Annotated in this window: 14 protein-coding genes and 2 tRNA genes; 8 read left to right on the top strand and 8 right to left on the bottom strand. The window is 65.4% G+C overall.

What is annotated here, in order from left to right:
- Positions 1 to 2 precede the first annotated feature (2 nt).
- The 4 genes from ACQPZW_RS48225 to ACQPZW_RS48240 form a co-directional block, all read right to left on the bottom strand.
- The gene (locus ACQPZW_RS48225) at positions 3 to 818 is read right to left on the bottom strand and encodes a hypothetical protein (protein WP_433792664.1); all 816 of its coding nucleotides are present in this window, start codon (positions 816 to 818) and stop codon (positions 3 to 5) included.
- Positions 819 to 1166: 348 nt separating this feature from the next.
- Positions 1167 to 4280 (bottom strand): AAA domain-containing protein, encoded by a 3114-nt coding sequence (locus ACQPZW_RS48230; RefSeq protein WP_433792665.1) that lies wholly within the window; start codon positions 4278 to 4280, stop codon positions 1167 to 1169.
- Between the two features lie 352 nt (positions 4281 to 4632).
- On the bottom strand, positions 4633 to 5343 hold the full coding sequence (locus tag ACQPZW_RS48235) for a hypothetical protein (RefSeq protein ID WP_433792666.1): 711 nt from the start codon (positions 5341 to 5343) through the stop codon (positions 4633 to 4635).
- A 200-nt stretch (positions 5344 to 5543) separates the two neighbouring features.
- Entirely contained in the window at positions 5544 to 6431 is an 888-nt protein-coding gene (locus ACQPZW_RS48240; protein ID WP_433792667.1) for a replication-relaxation family protein, read from the bottom strand.
- A gap of 896 nt (positions 6432 to 7327) precedes the next feature.
- On the opposite strand from ACQPZW_RS48240, the gene ACQPZW_RS48245 reads away from it, so the two are divergent.
- The 3 genes from ACQPZW_RS48245 (at position 7328) to ACQPZW_RS48255 (ending at position 10663) form a co-directional block, all read left to right on the top strand.
- On the top strand, positions 7328 to 7669 hold the full coding sequence (locus ACQPZW_RS48245) for a hypothetical protein (RefSeq protein WP_433792668.1): 342 nt from the start codon (positions 7328 to 7330) through the stop codon (positions 7667 to 7669).
- Entirely contained in the window at positions 7666 to 9123 is a 1458-nt protein-coding gene (locus ACQPZW_RS48250; RefSeq protein WP_433792669.1) for a tyrosine-type recombinase/integrase, read from the top strand. The genes ACQPZW_RS48245 and ACQPZW_RS48250 overlap by 4 nt, the downstream gene beginning before the upstream one ends.
- A 163-nt stretch (positions 9124 to 9286) precedes the next feature.
- A complete protein-coding gene (locus ACQPZW_RS48255; protein WP_433792670.1) occupies positions 9287 to 10663 on the top strand; it encodes a helix-turn-helix domain-containing protein in 1377 nt (458 codons plus the stop codon).
- On the opposite strand, the gene ACQPZW_RS48260 is transcribed toward ACQPZW_RS48255, so the two are convergent.
- Positions 10660 to 11223 (bottom strand): NUDIX hydrolase, encoded by a 564-nt coding sequence (locus ACQPZW_RS48260; protein ID WP_433792671.1) that lies wholly within the window; start codon positions 11221 to 11223, stop codon positions 10660 to 10662. The genes ACQPZW_RS48255 and ACQPZW_RS48260 overlap by 4 nt on opposite strands.
- A 687-nt stretch (positions 11224 to 11910) precedes the next feature.
- On the opposite strand from ACQPZW_RS48260, the gene ACQPZW_RS48265 reads away from it, so the two are divergent.
- From ACQPZW_RS48265 to ACQPZW_RS48280, 4 genes are all read left to right on the top strand, one after another.
- Positions 11911 to 12114 (top strand): hypothetical protein, encoded by a 204-nt coding sequence (locus tag ACQPZW_RS48265; RefSeq protein ID WP_433792672.1) that lies wholly within the window; start codon positions 11911 to 11913, stop codon positions 12112 to 12114.
- Between the two features lie 137 nt (positions 12115 to 12251).
- A complete protein-coding gene (locus tag ACQPZW_RS48270) occupies positions 12252 to 13208 on the top strand; it encodes a JmjC domain-containing protein (RefSeq protein ID WP_433792673.1) in 957 nt (318 codons plus the stop codon).
- Positions 13209 to 13263: 55 nt separating this feature from the next.
- Complete coding sequence (locus ACQPZW_RS48275; protein ID WP_433792674.1) at positions 13264 to 13740, top strand: hypothetical protein; 477 nt, start codon at positions 13264 to 13266, stop codon at positions 13738 to 13740.
- A 213-nt stretch (positions 13741 to 13953) separates the two neighbouring features.
- Complete coding sequence (locus tag ACQPZW_RS48280; protein ID WP_433792675.1) at positions 13954 to 14571, top strand: phosphotransferase; 618 nt, start codon at positions 13954 to 13956, stop codon at positions 14569 to 14571.
- Here ACQPZW_RS48280 and ACQPZW_RS48285 read toward each other — a convergent pair.
- Positions 14538 to 15293, bottom strand: a complete 756-nt coding sequence (locus ACQPZW_RS48285; RefSeq protein WP_433792676.1) for a DUF4839 domain-containing protein — start codon at positions 15291 to 15293, stop codon at positions 14538 to 14540. The genes ACQPZW_RS48280 and ACQPZW_RS48285 overlap by 34 nt on opposite strands.
- A gap of 261 nt (positions 15294 to 15554) precedes the next feature.
- Between ACQPZW_RS48285 and ACQPZW_RS48290 the strand changes: the two genes are divergently transcribed.
- Positions 15555 to 16268, top strand: a complete 714-nt coding sequence (locus ACQPZW_RS48290) for a hypothetical protein (RefSeq protein ID WP_433792677.1) — start codon at positions 15555 to 15557, stop codon at positions 16266 to 16268.
- A gap of 619 nt (positions 16269 to 16887) precedes the next feature.
- On the opposite strand, the gene ACQPZW_RS48295 is transcribed toward ACQPZW_RS48290, so the two are convergent.
- Both ACQPZW_RS48295 and ACQPZW_RS48300 read right to left on the bottom strand, forming a co-directional pair.
- Positions 16888 to 16960: transfer RNA gene (locus ACQPZW_RS48295), tRNA-Arg, on the bottom strand.
- Positions 16961 to 17001: 41 nt separating this feature from the next.
- Positions 17002 to 17092 (bottom strand) — tRNA-Ser (locus ACQPZW_RS48300).
- Between the last annotated feature and the right edge of the window lie 506 nt (positions 17093 to 17598).

Genomic DNA, 17598 nt, shown 5'->3' on the forward strand with positions numbered 1-17598 from the left:
TTTCAGTCTGGCCGTTCGACGTTTCCGAGTTCGGCCATGAGAGTTTCGAACGTGGCTTCTCCAGTCTCAGGATCGATCGGGACCTCCGATACGACGCTCTCGCCCTCCAGCGTGCTGACCCAGATCCTCTCGGATGCAGGGTTGTCTTTCCTACGGCCAACAGCCACCAGCTCGCCGTACCCCGACTCTGCATGTTGCAGCAGCTCACGCATCAGGTCACCGCTAACCTCGATCCCATCTTTGGCTCGGAGTTCCAGCGCGGCCAGATCGGGCTTGCATTGCAGCATCAGGCTTACTAATCCGCCATCGGAAGGCTGCGGATCCTCTTTCTTGATCTTGAAGCGAACCCGGCTAATCTTTTCCATCTCTCGCCGCCAATTATGAAAGGACATTTTTCCGGTAAGCGGTTCGAGTCTCCACTGTTTATTTTTGTCGATGGTGCGAAGCATCGCCTGAAACGCACTTATGAAAGACGCGACGCGGATGTCCTGGCGGCGCGTCTGAAAGACCATGGTCAAATCCTTCAGCCGGATCACGAACGGGGAAGCCGCGCCATTCGGCACTTCGGCCGGCTCGAATTCCTGCTCATCATCGGCCCAAAGGTCGGCTTCAGACTGGCTTTCGAACCCAAGATGCCCGTAGACGAAGCCTGACTGCTCGCGCGTACGAGACAATCTCCATAGCCGCTTGTAGCGTTCGTCTCGAAAGCCGGGCTGCAGCGCAGAACGCAGAAGATCCGCTGGCGCACCGAGGAGATTCATCTGGTCCGGCGAAACGATCATGGCGCGAGCCAGCTTGCCAACCGTGCGAGAAGCCATGCCGACACTGTAAATCGACAGAAGGCAATATAGAAGCTTTGAGTAGTTGATCCTTCACCAAGAGCGACCGCCGCGCCGACTTTCTCCTCCCGGCCGGTGGAATCCCGGTCATGCAGCCCAGGCCCGCAGCACCATAAGCGGCGGCATGTACGCGTAGCGCCTGCAGACGACGGGCGGCTTGATTCAATCACTCCACGCCAAGGGGGAGCGCGGCGCCGAGGTCCGGATGCTTTCCGAGCCTCCGCCGCCAGCACATCCATCAGCTCGCAGTCGCCCCGACCCGTCGGAGCTGCAAAACCCTACGTGAGACCCTGCGATTCGTACGCCTCTGAACCAACCGCATGAAGCTCAGCGCCTCTGGCCTGAACGCTGAGGCGAGACTGCACCCCGAGTCGCTGGTCTCGAGCCGAGAACGATGTCATGCGTCCAGCCGCCCCGCCCGCTTGGGGTCCGCTTCGGGCATGTCTCTGCGTAACACCGCCAGTACCAGTTCCCGTTGCGTCGTCGACGCAGGTCGACTTTAGAGCTTCCGCATGCACCGCATGTCGGCTGGCGGGAGAAGTCGGCGGAGTGCTCGTGCTCGAGGAGCTTCCGAGCGAAGTGCGCACCACGCATCGCCACCATTACCTCGCGGGTCCAGCTCTGCGATAGCACGTTGAGGCTGCCAAGTAGCGTTGTCTGTTCATCGATGACGACGATCTTCTGGTGCATGACGTTGACTTCGATAACCGTGTGAAGGACGGCGCGGAGGTCGGCCAGAAACTTCTGATGCTTTGGCTCGCGCTGCGTCTTGTCGCCTGGGTCACGGACGAAAAGGGTGATGCGCACGCCCCGGTCGACGGCGGCTTGCAGCAGCGGCAAGACGGACTTGACCCGGTTGGTGGTCCAAGGCGCCCATAGCCAGATCGACTGGCGTGCGGAGGCAATGTGATCAGCAAAAACATCAAAGAACGTCCGCTCGTCGTGAATGTCCTCGACACGGACATGCTGGGCCAGCAGCTCGGCCAACTCGCCAGTGAAGGATCCCGCAAGGTGCGCCAGATCGTCGTCTGGGGTCGACGTCGGAGCGACCAGATGATTGGCGTGGATTACCCGGGCGCGCTTCGTCCGGATAAGTTCAGCGATGTATCCAAAAGGCGTTCCCGCCGCAGCGTCCTCGATGCGTTTCCAGCTCCCGATTAGGTAGAGCCGGTGTTGCGTTCGAGTGATCGCGACGTTGAACAACCGGATGCCGTCCCGCAGGAAGAGGCTCTTGGTAAGGCTGGCCTCGGCCATCCAGCGAGTGTCGTATTCGTCTTCAACCATGTCGAAGACCACGATCGGGAACTCGCGCCCCTGGAAACGGTGGGCGGTACCAACCTCGGTGACAAGGGAATCCCCGGTCTCGTGATCCCTGAGCGCCTCGAGTGTTGCCTCGACCTGCCGCCCGTACGGCGTCACGATGCCCGTTCGCTCCCCGCGGCTTTGGTGGAAGTCGGCCAACACACGAGCAAGGAGTGCGCCGGCGGGCCACCATCCCTTGAAGGGCCCATCGCTTCGTACACGTCCTATCTCCCCAAGACCGTCGACATTCACCAGCAAGATCTCCGGATCAGTTTCGACATGCGGCCGGACGGACTTGCCGGCTTTGAGGCGGCCATCGTAGGCAACCGCGTTGGCCAGCCCCATGATCTGCGGTCCGAAGCGATGCTGCACATCGAGCATGGTGCAGCCGGGATGCCGGTCGGCGTCGTTCGCGGAGGTGATCCCGCAGTGCGTGAACACGTCCGGAATCAGCCACTTCTGCACGTCAGATCGGTCCGTCTTGCTGACTTCCCTGTTGTCGATGATGGCGCCGAGCTGCATGAAATCGCCGAAGAGAACGGCTGCCTGGCCCGCGCGAGATACCGCAAGCAGCACCTCGGGAAGGTTCGCGGCGCCGACCTCGTCGACCAGCACGACGTCGTACGGTCCGTCCATGAGCGGTTTACTAATCCGGAGCCGGGCAAGAGTGGTCGCGACCAGGCGTGCGCCACGGATGATTTCGCCTTCAGCATCTCGGCTCAGCCGTGTGAATTGCTCCTGCACCTTGGCGTACTGAGCTTCGAGGCGCCCCCAGTCACCTTCGGAAGCGTTGAGCCGGGTGCGCAAGACACGCATCTGCGCATCGAGAGTCAACAAATTTCGGCGGTCTGCGTCGGCGACGAAGGCGCGCTGTGCATCGGTCGGCGATGCGGCCTCTGCGGCGAGGAGACGCTGCTGGGCGATGTCGCGCCTCTCGGTGATCTCATTGACCAACGTGGCCGACTGTTCCACTTCCCGACGTGCCCTCAACAACGCCGCCTGAGCGTCTCGGATGTCCGAGCGGCTGCAACCGGCTGTGGTCGCCAGCTGCTCCTTTCGAAGCTCGAACCGGTGCTGTTGGCGATCCACTAGATCTTTCGCCTCACGCGCCCGCAGAGTGGCTTCCTGCGCCCGCGCCGTAGCCTGTTCCTGATTGGCTGCCAGCTTCTTCAGCCGACCACGATCACGTAGCCGCGGAAAACGACGAGTGCCTACGAGATCACGGATCTCGGTGTCGATCAGGTCCGCCGCATGGCTGGCTTGCAGGGAGCGAGCAGCTTGACCGTCAGCGGCCGCAACGAGTTCCTCAATCTCTCGCCAGAGGCGGTCGATCTCCGAATAAGCCTGGCGAGCCTGCTCGAGTGCAAGCCACCGAGTCTCTGCATCGTCGTGAGCCGCTGTCGCGTCCGCTAAGTGGATCTGCGCGACACGACGAGCCTCCTGACTCTTCGACAGGTCAGATGCCAGCTGAGGAACCGAGGCAGCGGCAGCCGCAGCTCGCCTCGCACCGTGGTACGCGTCTGGATCGAAGCCAGCAAGCTCTCGCTCCAGGCGAACCAGTTCGCCGCGCTCCTTTCGGATCTCCACCAAGCGTTGCTCGATGCCGGCGCGTTCCTGACTGACCGCCGTCAGCCGCTGCTCGACCAGCACCGGCAAACAAACCTCGGGATGTTCAAGAACTTCCGGATGATGCGGTGGGCCGACCCGGAGGAGGTGGCCTTGACGATGTCGTTTGCTTTTCACCGCGCCGAGCAGAGCGTTGTCCACGGCGATGTTGGTCGCGGAAACGAGCAGGACCCTTTTGCCGTCGCGGACCAGTGCATCTATCGCCTCGGCGAGTACGCGGGTCTTCCCGGTCCCGGGTGGGCCCCACACGAGATGGACTCCGCGACCGCGACATGCTGCGAGGGCCGCGTCCTGGGCAGGAGTGAAGTCACTGACGTGCGGCGGATGGCTGGGAGCCGGAGTAAGCCGCCCTGCTGCGAGATCATGTGCCAGGCCGGCCTCTTTCAGCCCAGCGATGCCCTCCTTGAGCTTGACGAGCAGCCGGGTGGGCGGCTGTTTGCTCTGCCAAAGCTGCGGCTCGGGCAGGTCGATGAACTCGGGAACCCGGAACCGAACCGTTTCGCCTTCCTGCACAGCCTCAAGAACTGCGTACGACGGTCCGGTCTCAAGGCCGTCTGGGCCGGCCAGCCGAAGTGACTCGATCTGATCGATGCCGGTAAACCGCAGGCCCCGCAGATCTACTGAGAACCAACCAGGTTCCGTTGGGCGAGCTCGGCCGAGCCGCAGCGGTCTTCCTGCCCTGTTCGGCCCACCCTCAGCGTTGATCCAAAATTCCAGTGCACTGCACACAAAGTCACGCCAGTCCGGCAAGAACCGACCCCCATCGCCTCTACGCCACCCGTCGCGACACTACCTGGCGTAACCGGATGAGCACTAGCACATATCGATGGAAGCGACAGTCAGACGGCCGCACCAGCACCGCGGGTCAACTCACGGACCCGGAGTCGTCCGGATTAGCGCGCGTGGCCACCTCGACGATTCCTTCGGCTTCTTCGACGACGCCGGCTGCGGCTTCGTACTCGGCAGCCCGCGCGTGTAGCGCCGCGAGGCGACGGGCGGCTTGATGAAGTCGCTCGGCTTCAAGGGTGAGCGCAGCGCTGAGGTCCGCATCCTCGTTGTGCTCCGAAACGATTTCATTGTCAAAGTCGAGGGGCACTACCTCTGTTGGCGTGGTCAGAGAGCCCGAGATCCAGGTCAGCAATTCCACCTGGGCCGCCAAGGCATTCACCAACTCGCCGCCTGCCAGAGCTTCCTCGGCGCGTTGTTGTGCTGGCTGGGGCACGGTCACGAACGGCGGCCTGACGGCATTCCGGCTCATGACGACCGCTCCGAGCTGCACAGCTGGTGCGAACGCCGGGTATTCGTCGCCCGTATCGTCGACGACGGTCGTGTCCGCCACGGCAATCGGAACGACCTCGGCAAGCGTGACTGTGTGTTGATCAGTGTCTTGACGCCGGCTGGGATCGATCCGTGTGGTCCCAGCAATGATCACAGGAGTGTCAGCAGGCAGTCGGGCCAGGGTCGCTGCGAGATGGCCAGCGTTGTTGACCATGATCCGGCGCTCGTCGAGACCTTTCGTAACCGCCGCGAACGCTTCGCCGGCTTGGCGCTGGAAGTCTTCCCATCGGATTTCCACAATGCTCCTTCGGATTTTCGGCCTTACCTCTTGTTGTCGCGGTCGGTGACAGCAGTCGACGGCTGGCTCGAAGCAGCGACCCGCCTCCCTGCCGCCGATCGGCCAATTCGCCGCCAAGCTCGGCCCATCGCCGCGGGGCGGATTGTGTCCAACGGCCCGGTGTCCGGGGCCGTACGGGCCAGGGCCAGCCGCTGCGGTGGCTATGGCTTGGATACCAGCGATTCGGGCGTGTTGAGCGCCAGCACGCTGAGCTTGGCCAGGGATGTACGGCCCTCTCCGTCTCCAGCGATCGCCCACACCGCTTCTGCTGGGGACTGCCCGCGAAGCGCCGCATGATCTCGTGCGCCGGTCGCCATCGGTATTACTGGAGGCAGTTCAGCGAGTCGGGTCCGGAAGTTGCGCTCACGGGCAGCGGAGTGCAACCAGAACAGCACCGGCCACGCTCGCCCGATCTCGGCGAATAGCTTGCGGTAGCCGACGAGTTTGCCAATCAAGACGCCGAGTTGTTCAGTCCCGGTGTCGTACTCGAGGAAGAACGGAATGACCTTGTCGTCTTCCGCCCAGACGCCGTAGCCGTCCGGGCGTATGCGGGGCTGGTAGGCGCGGACTAGGACGGGATCGTCCGGTTCGGCGAAGGTACCGGCGCGTTGGCAGGCGGCCTCCGGCAGCCACTGTCGCAGCCGCACGTTCGGACGGGTTCGGGCGTGGCCGGCGAGATCGGTGAAGAACTGGTTGACGCCGAGCCGGTGGGTGAGCGTTTGAGTGGAGGTCCAGCGACGGCGTTCCAAGCGGGCGTGGTCGCGGCGGGGCGGCCGTTCGTCGCGAGCCGCAGCGACGACTTCAGCGCCGAGTTGGTCGATGAGCCAGTGGTACGGATATGAGCCGCCGTCGGCGCGTTGAGGGCGGAAACGGGCGATCAGCCGCAGCTGGTAGAGGGCGCGAAGGCGACGCTGGCAGAAGTCCAGCGACGGGAACAGAGCGTTGGCGACCTGGAAGGTGGTGAGGACGCCGTGGTCGTAGAGCCAGCCCAACAGGATCCGGTCGCGGGCGGTGAGCTGGGACTGCACCCGCAGGACGGGATCATCCATGGCGCACCCCCGGGGAGACCCGAACGATTGCAGGGTCTGTCGGAGTACGTGTCCCTGGTGGCCGCAGCCGCCCTGACCTGCACTGTGAGGCGATCGTGGGAGTCGGTTCGGGGGTCCGGTTGAAGACTGACGGCAACACTGACGGCAAGGCTGACATCCGCACTGACGCGCGAACCGTCGTCGGTGGCGAGTACGAGGACTGCACAGAGATCTCCTCGGTCTTCGAGAGGTGATGGGGGTGGTGGCGGCCGTCCGGAACCTCTGCACCGTCGGGCCGGCCTGGTGTTGGCGAGAGTCGGCGGGCCCGGCATGGATGGCAGTCCTGTGGCAGACGCCATTGCGTTCGGTTGACGGCCGCGGGTGAGGCCGGTGTCGGCCCTTACCGCCTGGGGTGTGGGCGGAGGGTGCGGCCTTCGGGAGGCCGGCGCGAGCATTCCGGCCGGTCACCTGTGCGCCGCACGTACCGGCGACGTCATCCTCAAAACGGGGATTGTCAGCTCCGGCGAACACTCCCCGGTCTAACAGTTTTCTGACAGGCCGCCGAGGATGTCTGACAGTGCAGGTCAGCGGCATCCCGACAGGATTCTGCGCGGAACGTCAGCATGGTCGCTCGCGCTGTCAGTCGGTTGTACACAACCGACTGACAGCGCGTTCCGCAAGTCGCCGTACCGGTCTGTCAGAGTCTCGGGTTCCGCTGCCGATCAAGGCGCTGAGCTGCACTGTCAGACTTTCGTCAGGCGCTGTCAGAACTCTGTTAGACATCTGTTAGATCGATGAGTGTTCGCCGGAGCTGACAAGGGCCGGTTTGAGAGTGCCAGCGCATCCCGCCCGCGCCGGCGGCCGACACGGGATGCGCCCGGCGTCGGCTCGTCTCTTGCGACAGGAGCACTCTCACCATGAACGCCACCCCGAACCCGAACTCCTCCAGCGGCCACCGCGACGGTGTGTGGACCGGAGACCGCATCCGCGCCCTGGGCGCCGTCACCGACCTACCCACCGCCGCGCGGATCTTCGGCCTCGGCCGATCCCTGGCCTACGACCTCGCCCGCACCGACGAGTTCCCGGCACCGGTCATCCGCGCCGGCACCCGCTACCGCGTACCGGTCGCCGGGATCCTCACCGCCCTAAGCCTCCCGCCCGGCGGCGACTTGACGCCGTCGGCGACGCGAAGCGTGGATCACCACGACGGAATCAGAACGCCCGCCGTCGACGACCACGTTGAGCAGGGAGAACCGTGACCAGCGAAGGATCCATCACCAAACGGTGCGGCTGCAAAGACACCGCCACCGGAAGACGACTCAACAGCGGCTGCCCGAAACTGCGCCGACCCGGCGGCTCGTGGAGCACCACCCACGGCGTCTGGGGCTACCAACTCGAACTCCCCACCGCACTCGGACGCGGACGGCGGTTGTTACGCCGCAGCGGCTTCGACGACCGCGACGCCACCCGCGCCGAACTCGACCACGCCCGCGCGCTGCTCGCCCTGGCCGGCGACGACACCGGCCTCGCCGTACAGATCGGCGACCTCCTGCAGGCCTGCAGGAACGGCATCCCACTACCGGACCTGGACACCGTCGCCGACCGCGTCCGCGCCGGAGTCCCCGCCGCCGTCCCGACCACCACCGGCGAATACCTCCTCCAATGGCTCGCCGGACGGCGCGGGCTCTCTCCCAAGACGATCCGCGGGTACGGCGACCACATCCGCTCCTACCTGATCCCGCACCTCGGAGACATCCCGCTGCAGAGCCTGCGGACCAGCCACATCCAAGTCATGTTTACCGCACTCGACGCCCGCAACGAACAGATCCGGGCCGCACGAACCGACACCGATCCGGTCGTACGTCAAAGGTTTCGTGGTGTGCGGCCGATGGGCGCATCCAGCATGGTGCGGCTGCACGCCACCGTGCGGGTAGCACTCAACGATGCCGTCCGGCGCGCCCGCCTCATCCCCACCAACCCGGCCCTCGGCATCGAACTCGAATCCGGCACCCGACCGAAAGCCCGCGTCTGGACACCGAAAGCGATCGAACTGTGGAAAGCGACCGGTGACCGGCCCAGCCCAGTGATGGTGTGGCGGCCCGAACAAGCCGGACAGTTCCTCGACTACGCCCAACGCCACGACGCCGTGCTCTACCCACTGTTCGAACTGATCCTGCACCGCGGCCTACGCCGCGGCGAAGCCATCGGACTCCGCGACTACGACGTCGACCTCAACGAGGCCTACCTGAGCATCGTCCAGCAGATCACCACCGTCGGCTACACCCCAGTCACCCGCAAGGTCAAGAGCGACGCTGGCGACCGGATCGTCCCACTCGGGCCCACCACCATCACCGGGCTCACCGCCTACCTCGACATGCGCGGTCGATGGCAGCAGGTCAGCGGAGACGCGTGGCCCGATACAGGCCTGTTCTTCGTACGCCCCGACGGGCAACCCTGGCATCCACAGGCCATCAGCGACCGCTTCGACTACCTCGTCACCAAAAGCGGCTTACCACCGGTCAGGTTGCACGACCTCCGCCATTGCGCCGCCACCTACCTACGCCACGGCGGCGCCGATATGAAGGAGATCCAGGAAGTCCTCGGCCACTCCACCATCGGACTCACCTCCGACACCTACACCTCCGTCATCCTGGAACTACGACGCCCGAACGCCGACGCGGCCGCCAACCTCATCCCCCGCGAAGCGGCATAGCGGTAGCGCAGAAACAGGGCCGGGCCGGTAGAAAGACGGCCCGGCCCTGTTCACACCGATCGAGGCCGGATGGATCGAAATGGGTCCGGTATCGTTCGCACAAGCTACGCGACCAAAGGAATGCAAAAGCCGATCTTCTCGGCTAAAGCCTGGGGAGAGAATCATGCCGAGACGGACCGTCGTCGTCGATCCCAATTTCTCGCGAAAGCTCAAGGAGCTGCGCGAACAGCAAGGTGTATCGCTGCGGCGACTCGGTCAGATGATCCACTGTTCGCACGGTTATTTGTGGGACCTGGAAACCGGGACCAAGCGGCCAAGTGTTTCGGTAGCGGTGCTGCTCGATGGCGCGCTCAACGCGGGTGGACGACTGTCCGCCATGGTTCAGGAAATGTCAGCCGACAGCGGCTTACAGCCTGTCGATGTCGATTCCACGGGTGCCGGCGCGCCGACCGGGCTACAGTTCGCGCCGGATTGGCGGCACGGCATTGATGTCGCCGTGGATCTTTGGCGAGGCGATATGCAGCGGCGAGACCTTCTTCGGCGTGTCGGATTCAGCGCGACGGCGTTCCTTCCTCCGGCTATGCGATGGCTGATGGCCTCGTTCGACGAGCAGCCTTCGGGTACGGGGGAACGACTCATCGGGATACCGGACGTGGAGACCGTGCGGCGGATGACTTCGACGTATCGGACGCTGGACAACCAGTTCGGCGGTGGTCACATCCGGGACAGCTTGGTGCGCTTCCTCGACGGTGACGTCACTGACCTGGTCAATGGCCGCTACGACGCCGCGACCGGCCGGCAATTGCTGTCCGCGGTGGCGGAGATGACGCAACTGGCCGGCTGGGCGTCTTATGACGCGGGCATGCACGGACTGGCCCAGCGGTATCTCATCCAGGCCCTTCGGCTTGCGGCCGGTGCCGGAGACCGGGCGCTGGGCGCGGAGATCCTGGCGGCGATGAGTCATCAGGCCGCCTACCTGCGAGCCTCGGACGAGGCGGTTGATCTGGCTCGTGCTGCGGGGCGGGCGGCGACGGAGGCCGGCATCGCCGCGATCCAGGCGGAGTCGGCGGTACTGGAAGCCCAGGGATATGCGGTCGGTGGGAACGAGGCTGCCTGCGCTACCGCGTTGAGCCGGGCGGAGAGCATCTTCGACAAGGCCGATCGGAGCAGCGAGCCGCAGTGGATCGGCTACTTCGACGAGTCGTATCTGGCGGCGAAGTTCGGGCACTGCTTCACGGCTCTGGGCCGGGGTGACCTCGCGCAACGGTTCGCCACCAGGTCCCTCGACATGGACGGGCGGCAGTACGCCCGGGGGCGTCAGTTCAACCTTGTCCTGCTGGCGGTGGCGCACGTGCAGACCGGTGAGGTGGAGGAGGCCGCCCGGGTAGGCGTCGAGGCCGTCGACGCGGTGGAGGGGCTGCACTCCTCACGGGCTCGCGACTATCTGTCCGACCTGGCGGACCGGCTCTCGAAGCATGCCGGGCTTCCGGCTGTGCGGGAGTTCACCGAGCGTGCGGCTCCGCTGTTGCAGAGCGTTTAGAGCTTGCCGGTCGCTTTCAGCAGAAGTACGGCGAGCAGGCCTGCCACGGAACCGGCACCGACGATCGTGCCATTGTCGATGTGCTGCTGGACCTCGTCGAGGGGGATCCAGCCGATGCGCTCGGCTTCGTTGATGTCCGGGTCCGCGCCGGTGAAGTCGGCCCCGCGGGCCAGATAGACGACGTTGTCCTGATCGATCGTGCCGACCATGGGCTGGTAGGCCACCAGCTTTTCCATGGTGCGGGGCCGCCAGCCGGTCTCCTCCTCGACTTCACGGGCGGCGCAGGCCATCGGCTCCTCCGCGGGGTCGAGGTAGCCGCCGGGCAGTTCCCAGACCCAGCGGTTGAGGATGAAGCGGTGCCGCCACATCATCAGAACGCGCTGCTCGTCGTCGAGGGCGATAACCATGGCCGCACCTGGGATCCGAAGGACGTACTGCTCGAACCGCACGCCGTCGGGTAGTTCCACGTCGGCGATGCTGAGCACCGCGCGGCGCGTGTCGTCGATGACGCGTTCTCCGTGGATGGTCCATTCGCTGGCTCGCTTCGGCTCCGCGCTCATGAGCGCACAGTATCCGCAGATCTCCGTTGGCGTACTCCGCTGCTGTCAGCGTCGGCTGACGGCGGCTGACTGCTGTCGCCTTCAACTCAGGCCACCGGGCCGCCACGCTCAATCACAACGCATGGCGATCAGCAGCGAAAGACGGTGGCCCGCTGGATCCGGCCGCCTCATGAGCAATACCGGCGATGACTCCCCGCCGCTACGTGAGCAGTTCCTCCGTGGCGGCGGGTGACCGGCCGGCCTCGGCGTCACGGGAGGACAGCATGGCGGGGAACACGTACTACGCGGTGTCGGCCGAGCAACTACTCAGCCGGGCTCAGACGACACTTGACGAGCACGTGACGTCGAGTGCGACGGGACGTTGTCTGGCATGCGATTCGCCGGGACCGTGCTGGCGGCGGGAGAGCGCGGTGACGATCTTCTCGAGGAGCCTGCGCCTGCCGGTCCGCCAGCCGGGGGCGAGTTGCCCGGAACTGATCTCGGCCCGGCGGGTTTCCGTCGCCGGTCGCGGCGGCCAGGTTCTGTTCGCGGCGAGACAGCGATGACGTCAGACCGTTGCGGCCTCCGGTGGAGGGGCCTCCCGCCGAGCAGCGGTCCACTGGCACCCGGACGCCGAGCCGTGGGAGGCCGGTGGTGTTAGTTCCTCGAACGGACCATCAAGGGGAGCGGCCCAGCTGGGATTGCAAGGTGTGCGGCGAGCCGTGGCCGTGCGCCATCGCCAAGGTCGAGCTCGCCGAGCAGTACCAGGACTTCCCCCACGGACTGTCGGTCCTGCTCGGCTCATACCTGATCGAGGCGATCGACGACTGGGCAGCCGGGGCGAGCGGGCCACCGGCTGACCTGTACGAACGGTTCGTCGGCTGGGCCCGTGGCCGCAGGCCCGCCACGTGAACGGACTACGTGGCAACACCGCCTGCAGCTGATGACTCATCACCCTCCGGAGCGTCCGCCCGTCGGCTCATTCGCGCATGCGTCCTCTCACAGTCGCGAGGTCGCCCAATACCCACCTTCCGTACACCGGAGTTGAAATGTCTCTCTCGATCCTCTTCGACGACACCACCGTCCGCGACATGATGACCGACTGGCCGTCCAAGCCGGCGCTTCATAAACCGCCCGAAGACAGCCGCCTTCCCCTCGTCGTCAACGCGGAACTCATCAACGATTACCTCCACACCGGCACGGCGCCCGAAGAGCAACTCATCGTGATCAAAGATGGGGCGGCGCTCCACTCCCGGGCATACACGACGGACGGCTACCTCGACCCGGGCAAGGTCGCGAAATGGCGCGGCCGGGGCTACACCATCCAGCTTCGCAACCTGCACCGTTGGTGTCCGGCAGTGCACGCGATCTGCGCGGCGATCCAGCACGAGACCGGATACGGCACCTACGCCACGGGCTTCGTCACCCCGGCGGGCGGGCAAGGTCTACACCACCATTGGGACCAGAACATGGGCCTGATCTACCAGCTCGCCGGCCGTAAGACCTGGCAGATCTGGGAGCCCGGCGTCGAAGAGCCCCACCGCGAGCAGTTCGCGTCCAACACCCCGCCCGGCAGCGACGTCCTCCACCGCATGAAGACGATGCGCCCTGACTACGAGTTCGACCTCGAACCCGGTCAGATCCTCGTGCTGCCGCGCGGCTGGATGCACAACCCCCACGCGCGTGGCCAGACGGAGGAAAGCGTCCACGTGACCTTCGTGGCCCGCGAGCGCACCGGCTACTGGATCGCCGGAAGACTGGCCCAGGCCGCGCTCACCTCGACCCCGCTACGGCGCGTGATCCCGCCCGCCGACGTCGTGAACCCGGATGCCTTCGCTCAGCAGGTCACCCAGGCACGGGACCTGTTGGCGCAGTGGCTGGTCGGTGCCGACGTCGGCGCCCTGGCCGCCGACCTGCTCCAGGCCGCGCGCACCGAGCCGAACGTCGACTACGTCTCCCACGCACCCGGACAGAACCTCATCGGCAATCACCAATCGGCCCGTTGATGCGGGATTTCCCCGGCGCATCACGCGCCGGTGATCCATACAACCAGGAGGAATCGTGACACTCGCACCCGCCCTACCGCCGAAGGCCGCCAAGGATCCCCAGGCGCTCGTCGACCCGGAGACCTTCAACAAGCTCGCCGACTTCTTCGCCGCTCGCCAGGAGGTCACCAAGACCTACGCGCGCCGCGCCGTCGGACAGATGCTGCTCATGCTCAAGGCGCACGCCGACTCACAGCACGACCCCGACTTCGGTCGGATGCTGCCGGACGGCCGCTCGTACCGGGTCGTCCCGACCGAGCCGGTCGACGCGGCCTGGCACGCGTCTCTGCAGCACACCGAGCCGTACGCCGCCGCCTGCCAGCAGATCGCGGGACACTTCGTCCACCACGTGCCGATCCTGACCGAAGGCATGGCGGACGGCTCCTCGCCGGAGTACACCCGTCAGGCGCTGAAGGCGACCGGCTATTACATCGACCCCGAGTTCTGGGACGGCGAGGCGAACTCCTGCTGCCCGCCCAACCCGGGAATCTGAAGGACGATCTGACTGATGCGCATTGACTGGACCGCGTTGCCCGAAGCCGTCACCGACGAGGTAGCCGACCGCGTCGGCGAACCTCACGTCATCCCCGCTGAGACCGGCGACCACGCGGAGATAGCCGCAACCGTCGCCGGGACGCGTGGGACGACGTTCGTCAAGGCGGCCCACAGTGATTTCGGGGTCCGGTCCCTGCGCTACGAACTGCGGGTGAGCGAGGCCGTCAGCGGGCCTCTCTCACCCGCAGTCGCATGGCACTTCGAGGCAGCTGGCTGGTTGGTGGTGGGCTTCGAGCACTGCTCGGGACCGCACGCCGATCTGTCCCCTGCAAGCGCGGACCTGGCTCTTCTCGAGGAAGCACTGACAGCACTCGGCCAGACGCCGGCACCCGGCTTGTCATTGTTCGACCCGCGGGCAAGGCTCGGGTTCGAGCATCCGGCGATGGCCGGAGACACGCTCGTTCACACCGACCTCGGCCCGGCCAACCTGATCGTGACCCCACACGGCCTGCGGATCGTCGACTGGGCGATGGCGACCAAGGCCGCGCCGTGGGTCGAGCTGGCCTTGCTCATGCAGTGGCTGATCAGTGCCGGGCACACGGCGGAGCAGGCCGAACAATGGCTGACCCGGTTCCCCGCATGGCGGCTGACCGACGACGAGATCCTGGACTACTTCGCGTCGAGCAATGCGGAGAAGTGGGCCGCCAAGTCGACCGGAGCGACCGCGGATTGGATCCATGACCTGGCGGCCTGGACGTCTCAATGGTCAACGTACCGACGGCAGCGGCCGCTCGGCTATCGGACTTCCGTCGACACCGGATCGAGGTAGAAGCTGCACTGGACCGTATTGAACTCCCGCACCTCGGCGACGAAGCGGAACTTGTCACCTGCGCCGACGATGGCGGGGATCTTTTTACCCGTCAGATTCAGGTCGAAGACGTTGACGTCCTCATAGTGGAAGGCCGGGCCGACCGTCGTCCTCGGGCCTTTGTCGCCCGGGCCCAGAAGAAAGTCGTAGCGGGTGTCGTAGTCACCGTGGGGCGCCATGTGCACGATCGACCCGTTGAACGCGACGGTCCGGCCCGCGTACTTGGTCGCGAAGTCCACGTTCGCGTCGTCGCAGGAATCCGCCTTCAGCAGAGCCGCGAACTCGGGATTGTTCCGAGCCGTGATCACTTTTGTGGCAGGCGACTCGACCGCCGTTGGTGTGGGCGCAGCGGCAGGCTGTTCACTCACGACGGGCGCCGTCGTGGCTGCTGCCGTTGTGGCTGCCTCAGCCTTCGTCTCGCCTTCGCCCTTCTCGCCTCCATCGCTGAGCGCAGAGGCGATGCCGCCGGCGACGGCCAGGACCGCAAGGACAGCGACCCCGACGCCGATCAAGCGCCACAGCACCGGCTTCTTCGGCCGACGGAAGTTGAGAGTGGATCGAAGCATGCCCGGCGTCTGGTCTACGAACTCCCAGCCGTCCTTCTGCATCTTCGCGATCATCGAGCTGTCGGTGCCGCGAATTGCCCGCACGGTCGTGTACTCGTACCTGATCTCGTCGACCATACGGCTCCTGCTCTCCTACGTGAAACTCGCGCCTTGCGAGAATAGGGATCCCACGAGGCACTCGACATCACCGATGGCACCCTGACCTCAAGGTCAGGATGCGGAACCGAATGGACTATTCGGCCCAGCCGACCGCACGACTTCCCATCACTGCCGTGCGCAGGACCCGCCCACGGCCGAGAACGGCCGACCAGATCGCCCGAGACATCGACCCCAACGGCATTGCAGCGATATCACGCTCTCAACAGCCGGAGTCAACCCATGAGCAGCAGAGTTACCTTCGTCTACGCCAACGAGGAACCACCCGAGGCCTGGGACGCGTCGCTGTTCATCGCAGGACCGATGCCGCGAACAACAGCGGTCCCGTCGTGGCGCCCCGAAGCGGTCAAGGCCGTTGAAGGCGCCTGGACAGGAGCTGGCGAACTTGTCGTGTTCGTGCCGGAGCCGCGTGACGGCAAGCCGCTGAAGTACGACCACCACGCCTGGGAAGATCGCTGGCTCGCCATCGTCGACGTCATCCTGTTCTGGGTGCCCCGCGATATGCAGCACCTGCCCGGGCTGACCACGAACGTGGAGTTCGGGCGGTGGGAAGCCAGTGGGCGAGTCGTCCTCGGCGCCCCGCCCAACGCCATGCACGTCGGATACCTCCGCGAATGCGCCATCCGCAACGGCGCTCCAGTCACCGCCACCCTCGACGACGCCGCAACAGCAGTCATGACGATGATCGGGAACGGCTCGCGCCGAAGCTTCGTCGAGCGCCAGATCCCGCTTCCGGTGTGGAATCACCCCGAGTTCCAGACTTGGCTCACGACACGACGCCGGGCCGGCCATGTACTGACAAGCGCCCGGGTGCTCTGGCTCCAACAGAACGAGGACCGTACGCCCGCCCGCTGGGTACTGAACGCGCAGTTCAGAAGCGTTGCCGACGAGACACCCACCAACGAGTTCATCGCCTTTGGCGACCTAACAAGGTAAAGAGGTGACCAAGGAGCGCCACGTGCCGGACTCCTCTGACGAGGAGCCCGGCAGCGCTGCCACAGCGTGGGTCGACGTGCGATCCGTTCGCCACGGTGCCGGAAGGGTCAGATCAGCACCCCGGCCGGTGCACGAACCATTGCGTGACTCGCCGCATAGATCAAGTTATGTCGATGCTACGGCGCAAGGCATTCACCACGCGCCCCGCGGCAATGGCGCCGTAGCAAACCGCGGATCACCGCTGGATCATCGCCACCGAGAAGGTCAGCCCGCCAATCGAACTCGGCGAAACCGAGGACTCTCGATCAGACACAGCCTCGCTGTCCCAGTGCTGGCCAGCCCAGCGGCACCTCTCGCCAGCATTAACGCAGGCCAGACGCCCTTTGCCTAGCCGGCCGGTCAACCGTCGACCGAACGGCGCAATCCCGCCCTGTCGACATGACCATGGACGCGCCCAGACACAAAAGCACTGGTCAGCATCAGGGCAGACAGCCCAATCCAGAACAACCGATCACCACAGGATCACCACGTCCCACATAACAGGATTTCAGCGCCCAATAGTGGGAAACGAAAAAGGCCGCAACCCGCGTTTCCGCAGGTCACGGCCATTTTCGAGAAGTGCGCCCGAAGGGACTCGAACCCCTAACCTTCTGATCCGTAGTCAGATGCTCTATCCATTGAGCTACGGGCGCTTGCCTTGTTGCTCAGTCAGCCTACAACACCGACTTTTGCGCGGAGACTCCGGGATTCGAACCCGGGAGGGGCTTTAAAACCCCAACCGCATTAGCAGTGCGGCGCCATAGACCAGACTAGGCGAAGTCTCCCCGGTCGCCCGAGGGCCACCGAGGCTTGACAATACCGGACCCGGTGACGGCCGCACAAAGAGGTAGGCATCCGGCGCACCGAAGATCTTCGCGACTGGGCGCGAACAGGCGAAACGTCGCGGATGCGGCTAGGCTCCAGCGATGGAGGACAACACTCGCCGGGAGGCTCCGCGGGCTCGGGATCCGCGAAGCCCGTTCAGTGCGCCCGAGCAGACGCCCTCCGCTGAGCGGCCGGGCGCGAGTCCGGAGCGCCGCGGGGCGCCGCCGGCGGTCACCTTCCAACCCCCACTGTCCGACGACGGTGCCGAAGGTCACTCTTCAGACCCTTCCACGGGTACGGACGAAGCACGCCCCCGCCGGACCCCACGCAAGGCGGCTCGCCCCGACACAGGGACGCCGGCCGTGCCGCCCCAGCCTGTCCGTCGCCCCGAGCAGCCGCCCGCCGCCGCACCGGCCGAGCCCACAGCCGCCGAACCGGGGCCCGCCATCAGCCCGGCCGAACGTGC

Source organism: Actinoplanes sp. CA-252034 (assembly GCF_050956125.1).
Taxonomy (GTDB): Bacteria; Actinomycetota; Actinomycetes; order Mycobacteriales; family Micromonosporaceae; genus Actinoplanes.

Bases quoted from the DNA above. Each gene is read 5' to 3' on its own strand.
- ACQPZW_RS48225 (WP_433792664.1), bottom strand. From the start codon at position 818: ATGGCTTCTCGCACGGTTGGCAAGCTGGCTCGCGCCATGATCGTTTCG.
- ACQPZW_RS48240 (WP_433792667.1), bottom strand. From the start codon at position 6,431: ATGGATGATCCCGTCCTGCGGGTGCAGTCCCAGCTCACCGCCCGCGAC.
- ACQPZW_RS48245 (WP_433792668.1), top strand. From the start codon at position 7,328: ATGAACGCCACCCCGAACCCGAACTCCTCCAGCGGCCACCGCGACGGT.
- ACQPZW_RS48255 (WP_433792670.1), top strand. From the start codon at position 9,287: ATGCCGAGACGGACCGTCGTCGTCGATCCCAATTTCTCGCGAAAGCTC.
- ACQPZW_RS48260 (WP_433792671.1), bottom strand. From the start codon at position 11,223: ATGAGCGCGGAGCCGAAGCGAGCCAGCGAATGGACCATCCACGGAGAA.
- ACQPZW_RS48270 (WP_433792673.1), top strand. From the start codon at position 12,252: ATGTCTCTCTCGATCCTCTTCGACGACACCACCGTCCGCGACATGATG.
- ACQPZW_RS48285 (WP_433792676.1), bottom strand. From the start codon at position 15,293: ATGGTCGACGAGATCAGGTACGAGTACACGACCGTGCGGGCAATTCGC.
- ACQPZW_RS48290 (WP_433792677.1), top strand. From the start codon at position 15,555: ATGAGCAGCAGAGTTACCTTCGTCTACGCCAACGAGGAACCACCCGAG.